15 protein-coding genes and 1 pseudogene (1 of these 16 only partly in view) are annotated in these 13,728 nt (G+C 63.0%); 1 reads left to right on the top strand and 15 read right to left on the bottom strand.

Going from position 1 to position 13,728, the window contains the following annotated elements; translation table 11 throughout:
* Window positions 1-152 precede the first annotated feature (152 nt).
* Window positions 153-1,406: a UDP-N-acetylglucosamine 1-carboxyvinyltransferase gene (gene murA / locus ACFE99_RS05375; RefSeq protein WP_375483124.1), complete on the bottom strand. Its 1,254-nt coding sequence runs from the start codon at window positions 1,404-1,406 to the stop codon at window positions 153-155.
* Between the two features lie 70 nt (window positions 1,407-1,476).
* Here murA and ACFE99_RS05370 point away from each other — a divergent pair, with 70 nt between their 5' ends.
* Window positions 1,477-2,067, top strand: coding sequence for a cob(I)yrinic acid a,c-diamide adenosyltransferase (locus ACFE99_RS05370; protein WP_375483122.1), 591 nt, complete (start codon window positions 1,477-1,479; stop codon window positions 2,065-2,067).
* A 24-nt stretch (window positions 2,068-2,091) separates the two neighbouring features.
* Here the strand turns inward: ACFE99_RS05370 and ACFE99_RS05365 are convergent, their stop codons facing one another.
* The 14 genes and pseudogenes from ACFE99_RS05365 to prfA form a co-directional block, all read right to left on the bottom strand.
* Complete coding sequence (locus ACFE99_RS05365) at window positions 2,092-2,535, bottom strand: DUF2550 domain-containing protein (RefSeq protein WP_375483120.1); 444 nt, start codon at window positions 2,533-2,535, stop codon at window positions 2,092-2,094.
* Between the two features lie 12 nt (window positions 2,536-2,547).
* The gene (locus ACFE99_RS05360) at window positions 2,548-2,913 is read right to left on the bottom strand and encodes a F0F1 ATP synthase subunit epsilon (protein WP_375483118.1); all 366 of its coding nucleotides are present in this window, start codon (window positions 2,911-2,913) and stop codon (window positions 2,548-2,550) included.
* A gap of 61 nt (window positions 2,914-2,974) precedes the next feature.
* Complete coding sequence (gene atpD, locus ACFE99_RS05355) at window positions 2,975-4,597, bottom strand: F0F1 ATP synthase subunit beta (RefSeq protein WP_375483116.1); 1,623 nt, start codon at window positions 4,595-4,597, stop codon at window positions 2,975-2,977.
* A gap of 24 nt (window positions 4,598-4,621) precedes the next feature.
* Window positions 4,622-5,542 (bottom strand): F0F1 ATP synthase subunit gamma, encoded by a 921-nt coding sequence (locus ACFE99_RS05350; RefSeq protein WP_375483114.1) that lies wholly within the window; start codon window positions 5,540-5,542, stop codon window positions 4,622-4,624.
* A gap of 6 nt (window positions 5,543-5,548) precedes the next feature.
* On the bottom strand, window positions 5,549-7,204 hold the full coding sequence (gene atpA, locus ACFE99_RS05345) for a F0F1 ATP synthase subunit alpha (protein WP_375483112.1): 1,656 nt from the start codon (window positions 7,202-7,204) through the stop codon (window positions 5,549-5,551).
* A gap of 34 nt (window positions 7,205-7,238) precedes the next feature.
* Window positions 7,239-8,579 carry a F0F1 ATP synthase subunit B/delta gene (locus ACFE99_RS05340; protein ID WP_375483111.1) on the bottom strand — a complete coding sequence of 447 codons (1,341 nt, stop codon included), beginning with the start codon at window positions 8,577-8,579 and terminating at the stop codon, window positions 7,239-7,241.
* Window positions 8,580-8,585: 6 nt separating this feature from the next.
* The gene (locus tag ACFE99_RS05335) at window positions 8,586-9,107 is read right to left on the bottom strand and encodes a F0F1 ATP synthase subunit B (RefSeq protein WP_375483109.1); all 522 of its coding nucleotides are present in this window, start codon (window positions 9,105-9,107) and stop codon (window positions 8,586-8,588) included.
* 9 nt (window positions 9,108-9,116) lie between these two features.
* A complete protein-coding gene (locus ACFE99_RS05330) occupies window positions 9,117-9,371 on the bottom strand; it encodes a F0F1 ATP synthase subunit C (protein WP_324969900.1) in 255 nt (84 codons plus the stop codon).
* 80 nt (window positions 9,372-9,451) lie between these two features.
* Complete coding sequence (atpB, locus tag ACFE99_RS05325) at window positions 9,452-10,207, bottom strand: F0F1 ATP synthase subunit A (RefSeq protein WP_375483106.1); 756 nt, start codon at window positions 10,205-10,207, stop codon at window positions 9,452-9,454.
* Window positions 10,200-10,667 carry an ATP synthase subunit I gene (locus ACFE99_RS05320; RefSeq protein ID WP_375483104.1) on the bottom strand — a complete coding sequence of 156 codons (468 nt, stop codon included), beginning with the start codon at window positions 10,665-10,667 and terminating at the stop codon, window positions 10,200-10,202. Before ACFE99_RS05320 ends, atpB begins: the two co-directional genes overlap by 8 nt.
* 225 nt (window positions 10,668-10,892) lie before the next feature.
* Window positions 10,893-12,101, bottom strand: coding sequence for a glycosyltransferase family 4 protein (locus tag ACFE99_RS05315; RefSeq protein ID WP_375483102.1), 1,209 nt, complete (start codon window positions 12,099-12,101; stop codon window positions 10,893-10,895).
* A 24-nt stretch (window positions 12,102-12,125) separates the two neighbouring features.
* Window positions 12,126-12,779 (bottom strand): L-threonylcarbamoyladenylate synthase, encoded by a 654-nt coding sequence (locus tag ACFE99_RS05310; protein WP_375483100.1) that lies wholly within the window; start codon window positions 12,777-12,779, stop codon window positions 12,126-12,128.
* The gene (gene prmC, locus ACFE99_RS05305) at window positions 12,776-13,621 is read right to left on the bottom strand and encodes a peptide chain release factor N(5)-glutamine methyltransferase (protein ID WP_375483098.1); all 846 of its coding nucleotides are present in this window, start codon (window positions 13,619-13,621) and stop codon (window positions 12,776-12,778) included. Before prmC ends, ACFE99_RS05310 begins: the two co-directional genes overlap by 4 nt.
* Window positions 13,618-13,728 (bottom strand): annotated as a pseudogene (gene prfA / locus ACFE99_RS05300) (peptide chain release factor 1); it runs 1,038 nt beyond the window's last position. The gene prmC and the pseudogene prfA overlap by 4 nt, the downstream one beginning before the upstream one ends.

The raw sequence follows: 13,728 nt of genomic DNA, 5'->3' as shown, positions 1-13,728 counted from the left end.
AAAAACAACAACAAACAAAACCACCAAACACACTATTGAGTTCTCAAACAACACCCACCAACAGGCAACCCTGCTACTATACTCCGCGGCAGAGTACCCGTCAACTCGGCCAGGTCGTTCTGTTTCCTCAACCGACTCGGGTTGTGAAGTGCCTATTCTACGCGTTCGATCTCTGCGCCGAGACTGACGAGGTTTTCCACGAACAAGGGATAGCCGCGATCAATGTGGAAGACATCGTGGACCTCGGTGTCGCCATCGGCCACCAGTCCGGCCAGCACTAGGCCGGCCCCGGCGCGGATGTCCGAACACCATACCGGCGCGCTGGAGAGTTGCGGGAGGCCTCGCACCACCGCATGGTGTCCGTCCGTGCGAGCGTCGGCACCCAGCCGGATCATCTCTTCGACGAACCGAAACCGCGCCTCGAACACATTCTCGGTGATCATCGACGTTCCGTCGGCGATGGAGGCCAAAGCGATGGCCATCGGCTGCAGATCGGTCGGGAAGCCGGGGAACGGCAACGTTGCGACATTGACCGCCTTCGGGCGTTCGTATTGCACCACCCGGAAGCTGTTGTCAGTTTGCGTGACCGTGGCGCCCGCGTCATACAGCTTGTGCAGCACCACTTGCAGATGTGCCGGATCGACACCGGTCACTGTGATGTCGCCGCGAGTCATCGCCGCCGCGATCCCCCACGTGGCGGCCACGATGCGATCGCCGATCACCCGGTGCTCGGTGGGATATAGCCGCGGCACACCGGTGATTGTCATCGTCGGCGAACCCGCGCCCTCCACCTGCGCGCCCATTTCGTTCAACATGGTGCACAGGTCGACCACGTCGGGTTCGCGCGCAGCATTGTGGATGATGGTGACACCTTCGGCCAGCACCGCAGCCATCAGGATGTTCTCGGTGGCGCCCACCGAGGGAAACTCCAACTGAATTTCCGCCCCCCGCAACGTTTCTGCCTGTGCCACAACACACCCATGCTCGATGTTGCAGTCGGCGCCCAGCTGCCGCAGACCCGCCTGATGCATGTCCAGCGGCCGCGACCCGATGGCGTCACCGCCCGGAAGGGCAACTTTGGCGCGCTTGCACCGGCCCACCAACGGCCCCAGCACGCACACCGACGCCCGAAACTGCCGTACCGCCGCAAAATCCGCGTCGTACTTGAGTTCGTCCGGGGAAGTGATCCGCACCGTTGCACCTGATAGCTCCACCGTCGCGCCCAGGCCCCGCAATACCTCGGCCATCAAAGGCACATCAAGGATGTCGGGACAGTTGGTGATTGTGCTGGTGCCTTCGGCCAAAAGTGCCGCCGCCATCAGCTTAAGCACGCTATTCTTGGCGCCCCCAACAGCAACTTCGCCCGACAACCGGTTCCCGCCGGTCACCACGAAACGCTCGCCCACGCGGGTTAGTTTAGTGAGGCGGTACCCGCCTGTCAGGCAGCCCAGCCGCTCAGAACGGTACGGTTTGAGTATGGCAGTTCATCTGACCCGCATCTATACCCGCACCGGCGACGACGGTACAACCGGCTTGAGCGATTTCTCGCGGGTCTCAAAGAACGATGCCCGGTTGGTGGCGTATGCCGACTGCGACGAAGCTAACGCCGCTATCGGTGTCGCGATCGCGCTGGGCCGGCCCGACGAGGAAATAACTGGTGTGCTCAGGCAGATCCAAAACGACCTGTTTGATGCCGGCGCAGATCTCTCGACTCCCGTGGTGGAGCATCCCGAGCATCCGCCGCTGCGAATCACCCAGCCCTATGTCGACCGGCTGGAGCGGTGGTGCGACAAGTACAACGCAACCCTGCCGCCATTGAATTCTTTTGTGCTGCCTGGCGGTTCAGCGCTGTCGGCGCTGCTGCACGTGGCGCGTACCGTGGTGCGTCGTGCCGAGCGGTCTGCCTGGGCAGCGGTGGACGCCTATCCCTCGGGGGTCAGCGTCCGGCCGGCGAAGTATTTGAACCGGCTCTCCGATCTGTTGTTCATCCTGTCACGGCTTGCCAACCGAAACGGTGACGTGCTCTGGCAACCAGGGGGCGGGCAGGCTGGAGAGCCCGAGATTTAAAGTCGCACTTAGGTTCCGCACGTCTCACACGGTGCGCCGACGCGCTCTGGGTGACGGGCGAGATTCCAGCCAAGACAAGAACGCGGTCAAAGCGCCTCGGTCAAGGGCGATTTCGTAACCCCACCTGCGATCCTGGGTGGAGTCACGTAATTCCAGCACGACAATCTCGTCGGTCATGATATCGAGTTCGTCGCCGCGCGGTGAGCGGCGCGAAATGATTTCGACGCCTCGCCTGCTGAGTCGGCGATCGGGCCACCACCGCACGCTAGAGAGCCGGTAGAACACGGCTTCACCACCCCGGTACCGGACCACGCCATGCCGCCAGCCGTGACCGCCGACGGCGGGCGTGTCACGCAGGATCGCCGCCGTCCCGCCCTGGCGCAGATTCCAAAGCCGGTAACTGAGCGCGACGACAACCAGAAAGAGCACGCAGACCAGCGCGACCATGATGATCATGGGCGCGCTCATCGCCGCGCCCCGCTAGTCGAGCACGCCCAAGGCGCGCAACCTGGCCCGCCCCTGCGCGGCGATTCGCGGGTCGCCGGATTGAGCGTCATGCCTGGCGGTCGCCTCGTCGATCTCTGACGCGAATTCGGCGGATTCGGCGAGAATGGTGACGCCTTCCTCGGTCACCGACAAAAATCCACCGTGCGTGGCGATGCGCAGGTCGTCTTCACCCTCGCGTTCGACACGCACCATGGAATCGTCGACCAGTTGCGCTACGAGGGGGATATGCCTTGGCAGAATGCCGATCTCACCGACAGTGGTGCGGGTGAAGATAAATGTTGCCTCGCCCGACCACATCTTTCGGTCGACGTCGACGATGTCGACGTTCATTTCGGCCATGTCACATCACCTCTCGCACTTGACGGAAAGCAACGATCTGCATCGAGTCGATCACGGTTGGCTACTCGCCGTCTTTGGCTTCCCCGTCACCACCGTTGTCTTTCTTGGCTTCGGCGTCCTCGCCCTCGTCAGCCTTCTCGTCCTTGTCCTCTTTCTTCTGGTCCTCGTCTTTCTTGGATTTACCGTTCTTCTTGCCGTTGCCTTCGAGTTTGACGCCGTGTTCCTGGGCTTTCTTCGCCAAATCGTCTAAGCCGCCGATCAAGAAAAAGGCTTGCTCGGGCACATGGTCGAACTCGCCCTTCGTCAGCTTGTCGAAAGCCTCGATGGTCTCCTTCACTGGCACAGTCGAACCCGGCCGACCGGTGAACTGCTCGGCCGCCATCATGTTCTGCGAGAGGAACCGCTCGATGCGCCGCGCCCGGTTCACCTGCTGCTTGTCTTCCTCGGAGAGCTCATCGATACCGAGGATCGCGATGATGTCCTGAAGGTCCTTGTACCGCTGCAGAATTCGAATGACCTCTTGCGCAACGCGGTAGTGCTCGTCACCCACCACATCGGCGTCGAGGATGGTCGAGCTGGATGCCAGCGGGTCCACTGCGGGGAAGATGCCCTTGGAGAACACGTCGCGGCTGAGTTCCGTGGTGGCGTCCAGGTGCGCGAAGGTGGTCGCCGGGGCGGGGTCAGTGTAGTCATCTGCAGGCACATAGACCGCCTGCATCGAGGTGATCGAGCGGCCCCGCGTGGATGTGATGCGCTCCTGCAGCTCGCCCATCTCGTCGGCCAGCGTGGGCTGGTATCCCACTGCTGACGGCATCCGACCGAGCAGCGTCGACACTTCCGAGCCCGCCTGGGTGAACCGGAAGATGTTGTCGATGAACAGCAGTACGTCCTGCTCCTGCTCGTCGCGGAACCACTCCGCCATCGTCAGCGCCGATAGCCCGACCCGCATACGGGTGCCAGGCGGCTCATCCATCTGGCCGAACACCAGCGCGGTGTCCTTGAGAACGTCGGCTTCCTTGAGCTCGACCCACAGGTCGTTGCCCTCGCGGGTGCGCTCACCTACGCCCGCGAACACCGAGGTGCCACCGAAGTTGCGGGCGATGCGGTTGATCATCTCCTGGATCAGCACCGTCTTACCCACGCCGGCACCACCGAACAGCGCGATCTTGCCGCCCCGCACATAAGGCGTCAGCAGGTCGATCACCTTCAGCCCGGTCTCCAACATTTCCGTGCGAGGTTCCAGCTCCTCGAATGTCGGCGGCTTGCGGTGGATGGGCCAGCGGTCGAAATCTTTTCCGTAGCCCTCCTCGTCGAGGCAATCGCCGAGTGTGTTGAACACGTGGCCCTTGACACCTTCACCAACCGGGACCGAGATCGACTCGCCGGTGTCGATCACCTCGACGCCGCGCACCAAGCCGTCGGTGGGCTGCATCGATATGGCGCGCACCAGGTTGTCACCCAAGTGCTGCGCGACCTCTAACGTCAACGTTTTCTTCAGCGCCTCAAATGTAACCTTCGTGTGCAGGGCGTTGAAGAGGTCCGGTATGGCACCGCGGGGGAATTCGACGTCGACCACGGGCCCGGTGACCCGTACCACGCGCCCGTTCGTGTCTTTGCTTTTGCCGTTGCGGCCGTTGGTGTCCTTGCTTTTGGTGTCTTCAGACTTTTTTGTGGTAGCAGCCATGTCTTTCGCTTCCTAGTCGGGCTTTTAAGTAGAAGCCTCGGCGAGCGCGTTTGCACCACCGACGATTTCGCTGATCTCCTGAGTAATCTCGGCCTGCCGCTGGCGATTCGCCTCGAGAGTGAGCTCCTTGATGAGGTCCTCGGCATTGTCGGTGGCCGACTTCATCGCCCGCTGACGTGCCGACAGTTCCGATGCCGCGGATTCCAGCAACGCGACATAAATGCGGGTGGTCAGATACCGCGGCAGCAACGATTCAAACAGCGTGGTGGCATCCGGCTCGAACGAATACAGTGTACGCACGCCGGTTTCCTCGCCAACGTACTCTATTTCCATCGGGGCCATCCTGCGTGCCTCGGCCGACTGCGACATCATCGTCTTGAACTCGGTGTAGACGATGTGCAGTTCATCGACGCTGACGGCATCGGGGTCCTGTTCGTCGCCGGCTTCGGGAGTACCGGCCATAAAGGCGGCGACCAGCGTCGAGGCGACCTCCGCGGCGTTCTCGTATTTGGGTTGCTCGGAAAAGCCGGTCCACGACTCGGTGATGTCCCAATTGCGGAATGAGAAGTGGGTCTCTGCTTTACGGCCGATGGTGTACAGCACCGGCGTCTTGCCTTCCTCCCGCAGCAGCGAGAAAAGCTGTTCGCTGCGACGGAAGATGCTCGAGTTGTACGCGCCGCAAAGGCCACGATCAGACGACACGACGAGCACGCCGGCCTGTTTGGGCTCTGCACGCTCCACGAGCAGTGGATGGTCGAGCGCGGCTTCGTTGCCCAGGGTGGTGAGCATCCGGGTGATCTCAGTGGCATAGGGTCGGGCCGCCTGGAGTCGGGACTGCGCCTTGCCGATACGCGACGTCGCGATCATTTCCTGGGCCTTGGTTATTTTTTTGATCGACCCGGCTGAGCGGATCCGTCCGCGTAACTGACGAAGTGTGGCACCCATCCTCGGCTACTTCTTCTTTTCCTTCTTCGGTGCGGGCTTGTGGACCTGCACCGATTCCTTGCCCAGCTGTTCCTCATCCAGGGCCTCGACGTGCTCGTCGGGCACGACCGATCCGCCACCGGTGGCCGCAAAGCCCTTCTTGAACTGGTTGACCACCTCGGTGACCTTGTCCGCTAGCTCATCGCTGAACTCCTGCGATTCGCGGATCTCCTTCAAGATCCCCTCCTCAGAGGAGCGAACGTGGTCGAGAAATTCGGCTTCGAATCGGTTGATGTCTTCCACAGGCACCGAGTCCAGATGACCGCCGGTGCCCAGGAAGATCGAGATCACCTGCTCCTCAACCGGCATCGGCTGGTTTTGCGGCTGTTTGAGCAATTCCACCAGTCGCTCACCACGGTTCAGCTGCTTCTGCGTGCCCTCGTCTAAGTCGGACGCGAACGAGGCGAACGACTCCAACTCGCGGTACTGCGACAGATCAAGGCGCAGCGATCCGGCCACGTCCTTCATCGCCTTGATCTGCGCAGCGCCACCCACCCGGGACACCGACATCCCGACGTTAATCGCCGGGCGCACACCCTGATTGAACAGGTCGGTCTCCAAGAAGCACTGCCCGTCGGTGATCGAAATGACGTTGGTCGGGATATAAGCCGAGATGTCGTTTGCCTTGGTCTCGACAATTGGTAACCCGGTCAAAGAGCCGCCGCCAAGATCGTCGGACAGCTTGGCGCAGCGTTCGAGCAGGCGCGAGTGCAGGTAGAACACGTCACCCGGATAAGCTTCGCGGCCTGGTGGCCGCCGCAGCAGCAGCGACATTGCACGGTATGCATCGGCATGCTTGCTGAGGTCGTCGAACACGATCAGCACGTCCTTGCCCTCATACATCCAGTGCTGGCCGATCGCCGAACCGGTATAGGGTGCAAGCCATTTGAAGCCGGCCGATTCCGCTGCGGGCGCCGCCACGATCGTGGTGTAGTCCATCGCGCCACCTTCTTCGAGGTCCTGGTGAACGGCGGCAATCGTGGTGCCCTTCTGGCCGATGGCCACGTAGACGCAGCGAACCTGGAGCTCCTCGTCACCGCTCTCCCAGTTCTTCCGCTGATTAAGAATGGTGTCCACACAGATCGCGGTTTTGCCGGTCTTGCGGTCGCCGATGATCAGCTGGCGCTGTCCCCGGCCGATCGGGGTCTGCGAGTCGATGGCCTTGATCCCGGTCTGCAGCGGCTGCTTTACGGACTGGCGATTGATCACCGAGGGAGCCTGGAGCTCCAAAGCGCGGCGCTCTTTGGCTTCGATGTCGCCACGCCCGTCGATCGGCTGGCCAAGCGGGTTGACTACCCGGCCCAAATACCCGTCGCCGACGGGGACCGACAACACCTCGCCGGTGCGCTTAACCTGCTGGCCCTCTTCGATTTTCTCGTAGTCGCCGAGGATCACCGCGCCGACCCTGTGCTCGTCGAGATTGAGCGCCACGCCTAGAACGCCGCCGGGGAACTCGAGCAGCTCTTGGGCCATCACCGAGGGCAAGCCCTCGATGTGCGCGATGCCGTCGCCAGTATCCACGACAGTGCCGACCTCCTCGCGTGCGGTGTCGGAGGTGAAGGAGCTGACGTACTCTTCGATCGCGCCTTGAATGTCGTCAGGGGAAATTGTCAATTCGGCCATGGCTTTTCGTCTTCCTGGTTCGTGTTGTACTGACTCAGTCGGGTACCTGGGTCTTGGCAGTGGCGAGACGAGCCGAGAGCGTACCGTCGATCACCTCGTCACCCACAGATATTCGAAGCCCGCCCAGAAGTTCGGGGTCGATTTGCATCTGCACCGCAACCGGATGACCGTAGATGCGGCTCAGCACTTCGGTGAGACGCCTGCGCTGATCGTCGCTGACTTCGGCCGCCGCGCTGACGCGTGCCACGACTTCGCCGCGGCGCGCCACTGCCACCTCGGCAAGGTGCAGCACCGCCTCCTCGGCCGGTTGTCCGCGCAACAGCTGGATAGTCTGAGACAGCAGCGCAACCGCGATGGGGTTTACTCTGCCGCTCGCACTGTCGAGCACCTTGCTCAGCAACTCGACTCGACCTTCGGTGGGGGCTGTGTCGTCGCCTAGCAGGATGGCCAGGCGAGGCTGCGTGTCAAGGATGCGGCTGAATCGGAACAGCTGGTCTTCCACTTCATCGACTTGACCGGCTCGCTCTGCACGCGTGAGCAATGCCTGTCGCGCGACATGTTCGATCGCGTCGACCAGATCGGAGCTGGCCGACCAGCGCTCCGACACCGCAGCGCGGAGCACGTCCAGCGTGGAATCTTGCACTTGGCCGGATATCAACCGCTCGATCAAACGCACCCTGGGTGCCGCGTCCTCGGCCGGCACGGTCAGATACCGAGTCACGACAATTTCGCGGTTCAGCATCATGGCAACGGAGGCCAGCTCCTCGGCAACAGTGGAAAGCCCCCTGTCGTCCAGGTCGTCGGCTATCTCGCCGAAGCGCTCCGCCAGGCTGGTCAGGGCGTGCCGGCTCGCGGAACGCATCTTCGCCAACACGGGATATTGGGCCTCCGCCTCGGACGGGGCCATTGCATCGAGCTCGTCCAGGAAACGGTCGACGGTTGCAGACTGCTGTGCCGAGTCGGCGACGTGGTCGCGCACCAATTCCTCTGCGCGTCGTACCGACTCGTAGCCGAGGTCTTGGCGAAGCTGACGGATCAGCTGTGCTCGTAGCAACTCCACCTGGCGAGCACCCTGGACTTTGATGCGTTCCACTTCGGCATCGGCCTGTTCCCGCAGTTGTTCCGCGAGGCGCTCGGCGTCGGTGCGGGCCTCTTCGGTGATCCGTCGTGCTTGGGCCTTGGCGTCTTCCAGAGCTTTGGCATGAGCCTGGCTCGCTTCCTCCAACCGGTTGGCGGCTTCCGCAGCCTCCTCCAGTTCCTGCTGGACAGCGTTCTGCCGGTCGGTCATGAGCCTGCGCACCGGCGGCACCACGTAGCGCCACACCACGAAGACGATGACGGCGAATCCGGCTAGCTGCCCAAGGAAAGTCGACATCGTCCGTTACCGATTCGCGCTTGTCGTTGCCGGCGCGGTAGCAACGTCGACGGCGAGGATTCGGCTGGCGAGGGTGGCCGACATGGCCTCCACTCTGGCGCGAAGCTCTTCGGCGACCGCGTCACCTTCTCGCTTCAGTTGGTCGCGGGCGTCTTGCAGTGTCGATCGCACTTCTTCCTCGGCACGGCCACGCATGTCCTCGAGAATCTTGCGACCTTCTGCCCGGGCATTGTCGCGAATGCTTGACGCCTCGACCCGCGCTTCGGACATCGCTCTCTCGTAGTCGTCCTGCGCGGCAGCGAATTGCTCGTTAGATCGCCTGTTGTCGGCCAGTGTCTTGGCGACCATGTACTCGCGCTCGCGCAGCACTTTCATAATCGGCGGCACGACAAAGGTGCCGATTACGCCCAGCACGATCAGGAAGATGACCAGCACGACGAAGAACGTGCCGTTGGGGAGAAGGAAGTTGCTGCCGCCGCCTCCACCTTCCTGGCCGGCGGCCAGGACGATAGCGCTCATGTCCCCCATCTCAGCGTATTACTTGACCGGGGTGGCGAAAACGAACAGAGCCATGAAGGCCAGGTTGATGAAGTACATCGCCTCCACAAGGCCGACGGTGATGAAGAACGGTGTGAACAGCCGGCCTTGTGCTTCCGGCTGGCGGGCGATGCCGGATATCAGCGCGTTACCGGCGATACCGTCACCGATCGCAGCACCAACCGCGCCGCCGCCCAAGATCAGTCCACCGCCAATGAGGGCGCCGGACGCAACTTGTGGATCTAATCCTGCCATTCCATATCCTCCTTGATGTCTGGTAGCGGTCTACCAGGCTCTCGTAGTAGTGCCCAGGTCATGCAAGCTTGTGGCCCGCTTTATTCGTGCTCCTCTTCCAGTTCCATCGCCTGAGCGAAGTACAAGATGGTCAACAGCGCGAAGATAAACGCCTGGATGAACCCGACGAACAAGTCGAATGCCTTCCAGATGGCGTTGGGCGCCCACAAGATATACGGCGGAAACAGCGCAATCAGCGCCACCATGATTCCACCGGCGAAGATATTGCCGAAAAGTCGGAGCGACAGCGAGATCGGTTTGGCGACTTCCTCGACCATGTTGATCGGCGCCAGCGCCGCGACGTGTCCCTTGAGCAGCTTGATCGGGTGACCCACGATGCCGCGGCGGCTGATTCCCGCCAGGTGGTAGCAGACGAACACGAAGAGCGCCAACGCCAACACGTAATTGATGTCAGCCGCCGCCGGCTTGAGCAGCTCGGTGGGATGGCCAGATTTGTCCTTAACCTGCAGGGGCAGCACTGCCAGCCAGTTAGAAATCAGGATGAACACGAAAATGGTGACCGCCAGGGGGAGCACGAATGGTGCGATCCGCATGCCAATCGTGCTCTCGATCTGGTTACGCATCTGAATTGTGATCGCCTCGAAGAACAATTGCACTCCGTTGGGCACGCCCGTCGCGGTGACCTTGGCGCGCAGATAGAACGCCAATGCGATCACGATGACCGCGGCGATGGCGGTCGAGAGCACCGTGTCGGTATTGACTGTGAGACCGAACCACTTGGCTGTGTTGTGTTCGCCGACCTGGATTTGGGCGTCGGCCAGGATTGTCTCAATCATCGCTGTGTGCCGTCCCTTCTGCGCGCTCATCGTCCGAACCGGACTGCACGGCTCCGGCGCGTAGCTTCTTCCACACTGGCAGCGCCGTCGTTGCCACCAGCAGTACCTGGAAGAGCGCCAGTCCAAACACCACGCCCAGCCCTGCCGGCCGGAAGGCGAATGCGATCGCCAGCCCGATCACCGTAAGGATCGCCAGCCGCGTCGCCGAATTCATCGCCATGCTTCTCTTCAGCGGATGTGCCTTGGCGGTGATCACCGAAACCGACCGCTGCACCAGGACGGCGTTCAGCAAACCCATCAGCAGACCGATGCCGAAGAACACGCCGAGCATCAGGTATCCGAGCCAAGCTCCGGCCGCTATGGCTGCAGCGGTCAGTACCAGCGATATGACAAGGAGACGGACCGGCCGAAACGCAACAGAGGGAAACACCAACGGCGCGTCTTGCGCTGGTGTTTTCACTGCTGCACCTCAATCCCGGATATGAGGGAGTCGCCTGGTTGATCGTTGCGTGGCCCGTCGAGCGTATCGGAAGGCCGTCATCGCGCTGGAATCACCCAAGGGGTAGCTCCCTATGTCGGTCGTACATCGGCGCGATCGGATCTAGATCCGACGGCCGGGTGGGCCGGCAACCCGCGAGGTTTGTTCGGGTTCTGCCTGCACCGTACCACATTTCGGGCCGCCCTACTACTCCTCGTCGTAGATGTCTTCGCGGCGGCGAAGCAGCGGTACCAGCGTTGCGATAATTGCGAGTGCGATGGCCGCCAGCATCACCGCCCCGGTGTCGCGCGGGTTGAAGAAAATGGTGCTGGCGGTACCGAACGCGACGATGCCCACCCAAAGATAGATCAGTAGCACTACACGCCGGTGCGAATGGCCGATCTGCAGCAAGCGGTGATGCAGGTGCATTTTGTCGGGGCTGAACGCGCTACGCCCGGCGCGAGTGCGGCGCACGATCGCCAGCAGCAGATCGAGCATCGGCACGAACATCACCGCCACCACGAGCAGGAACGGTGACAGCAAAGCGAACACGTCTCGGGCGCCATAGGCGTTCTGCGATATCGGCCCCGCCGCGGTGGTCGACGCGGCGGCCAGCATCAGGCCGATCAGCATGGAACCGGAGTCGCCCATGAAGATCTTCGCGGGGTGAAAGTTGTGCGGCAGAAAGCCCAGACATGCGCCGGCGAGCACCACTGAGATCACCGCGGGTGGGTAGAACAACACGTCGCCGCCGTGGTCGCGCAGCAGGCCGACCGAGAACATGCAGATCGCCAGCGCGGTGATCAGACCCAAGCCGGCGGCCAGCCCGTCGAGCCCGTCGACGAAGTTCATGGCGTTGACGATCGACACGGTGAGCGCGAGGGTGAGCAGGATCGAGGAGACCTGGTCCAACACGATGGTGCCGACGCCGCCGAGCGGGATATAGAGCACACTCCAGGCGACGCCCATGGTGACCAGCACGCTGGCCGCGGTGATCTGCCCGGCGAACTTGGTCAGTGCGTCGAGGCCCCACCGGTCATCGATCAGCCCGATGCCCATAATCACCGCACTGGCCACCACCACCGCGGGCATGCCCGAGGAATAGACGAAGCCTCGGGTAAGCGCCGGAAGTTGCGAGGCCAGAAAGACTCCGGCGATAACCCCCAGGTACATCGCCAGGCCACCCATCCTCGGCGTCGGCGTGACGTGCACGTCGCGTTCGCGTGGGTAGGCCACAGCACCGAAGCGGGTGGCCAGCACCCGCACCGGCCCGGTCGCGAAGTAGGTGATGATGGCAGCGGTCAGCCCGACAAGCGCAAGCTCGCGCAACGGGACTCCTGCGCCGCGATCAGACAGGGCGAGCAGGCCGCCGGCAAGGTTGTCGGCATCGCTAACCACGCCGAGACCGTACTGCACAACCCTGCCAATCTGTTCGCCGGATCAGGCCGTCAAAGTCGCGGGGTCCACGTCGAGCACCCTGCCGATCGCCTCGGCGGTGACCGGTCCCGCCCGCAGGATGCGCGGGGCGGGTCCGGTCAAGTCCACAATTGTGGAGGCCGCCTGCTCGGCGGATGGGCCTGCGTCGAGGTAGACGTCGACCAGGTCGCCGAGTTGGCGCCGAGCGCTGTCGATGTCGACCGCGGGCGGCTGGCCGGAGATGTTGGCGCTCGACACTGCCATGGGTCCGACCTCCCGCAGCAGTTCGATCGCCACCGGGTGCAGCGGCATGCGCAGCATCACGGTGCCGCGAGCATCGCCGAGATCCCATTGCAGCGATGGTGCCTGTTGAATCACCATGCTCAGCGCGCCGGGCCAAAATGCGCGGATCAGGAGCCGGGCGGCCTCGGGCACGGTGATGGCCAGGCCGTCGATGGTTTGCCAGGAGCCGACCAACACTCCCACCGGCATGTCGCGACCGCGGCCCTTCGCCGCCAGCAGCGCGGCTACGGCGGCGCTGTCGAAGGCGTCAGCGCCGATGCCGTAGACCGTGTCGGTTGGCATAACCACCAACCGGCCGCTTTTGACGGCGTTGACAGCTGAGGCTATTCCGCGGGAGCGCTGACCGGGGTCACGGCAGTCGAACAGTTCGCTCATGGCTCACCCGTCCTGCGGGCAGTGACAAACCGCGGTCGGCCGACGAAGTCCACTCGAGCCGCCACGTCATCGAAAAGTGTTGTCGCGAGAACCATTTCGATGGTCTCCGATGAGGTTGTGTCGTCATGCTCGACGGCGAACATGCCGGCTGGGCGCAGCAACCGGCCAGCAAGCCGAACGACGGCGGCGATCACCGTCATCCCATCCGACCCCCCGAACAGCGCGTGAGGCGGATCATGTTGTGCCACTTCAGCTTCCAACGAAGCACAATCGGGGACATAGGGCGGGTTGGCCACGACGAGGTCGGCCATACCGTCGAGCTCGGAAAGCAGCCCCGGCGTGGCGACGTTGCCGCATAGCAGCTCGACCGCAGTGCCTTGGGTGTTGCGCCGCGCGTAGTCGAGGGCCGTATGAGAGTCGTCGACGCCGATCACCCGCGCCGCAGGCCAATTACGAGCCAGCGCAACTGCCAGGGCACCGGATCCGGTACAGAGGTCGACGATCACGGGCCGCGCGCCGAGCCGCTGGGTGCTCGCCCACTCGAGCATGGCCTCGGTCTCCGGACGGGGGATGAACACACCCGGACCGACATCCAGGGTCACCGGCCCGAACGACACCGTTCCGGTGAGATGTTGCAGCGGCACTCGCCGCGAACGCGCGGCGATGGCGTCGTGGTATCGCTCGAAGAACTGGTCGTTAGGCGGGTCGTGCAGGGGCAACCGGCCGCGCTCGACTCCGGCTAGGTGTGCTGCCAGCTCCTCGGCGTCATAGCGCGCGGATTCGATGCCCGCCCGGGCGAGCACCGCGGTGGCGCAAGCGATTGCCTGTCGCAGCGAGCTCATGCCTGCTGCAGCCGCGCCTGCCGGTCGGCGGCGGCCAACGCATCGAAGAGGGCGTCGAGGTCCCCGTCGAGCACGTGGCCATCTGTTGCGGCATTGGGCGAAATCGG

The organism is uncultured Mycobacterium sp., assembly GCF_964249325.1.
In the GTDB taxonomy this organism is placed as follows: domain Bacteria; phylum Actinomycetota; class Actinomycetes; order Mycobacteriales; family Mycobacteriaceae; genus Mycobacterium.
Note: the sequence above shows the minus strand (reverse complement) of the source record. Positions and strands in the feature narration are given on the sequence as shown.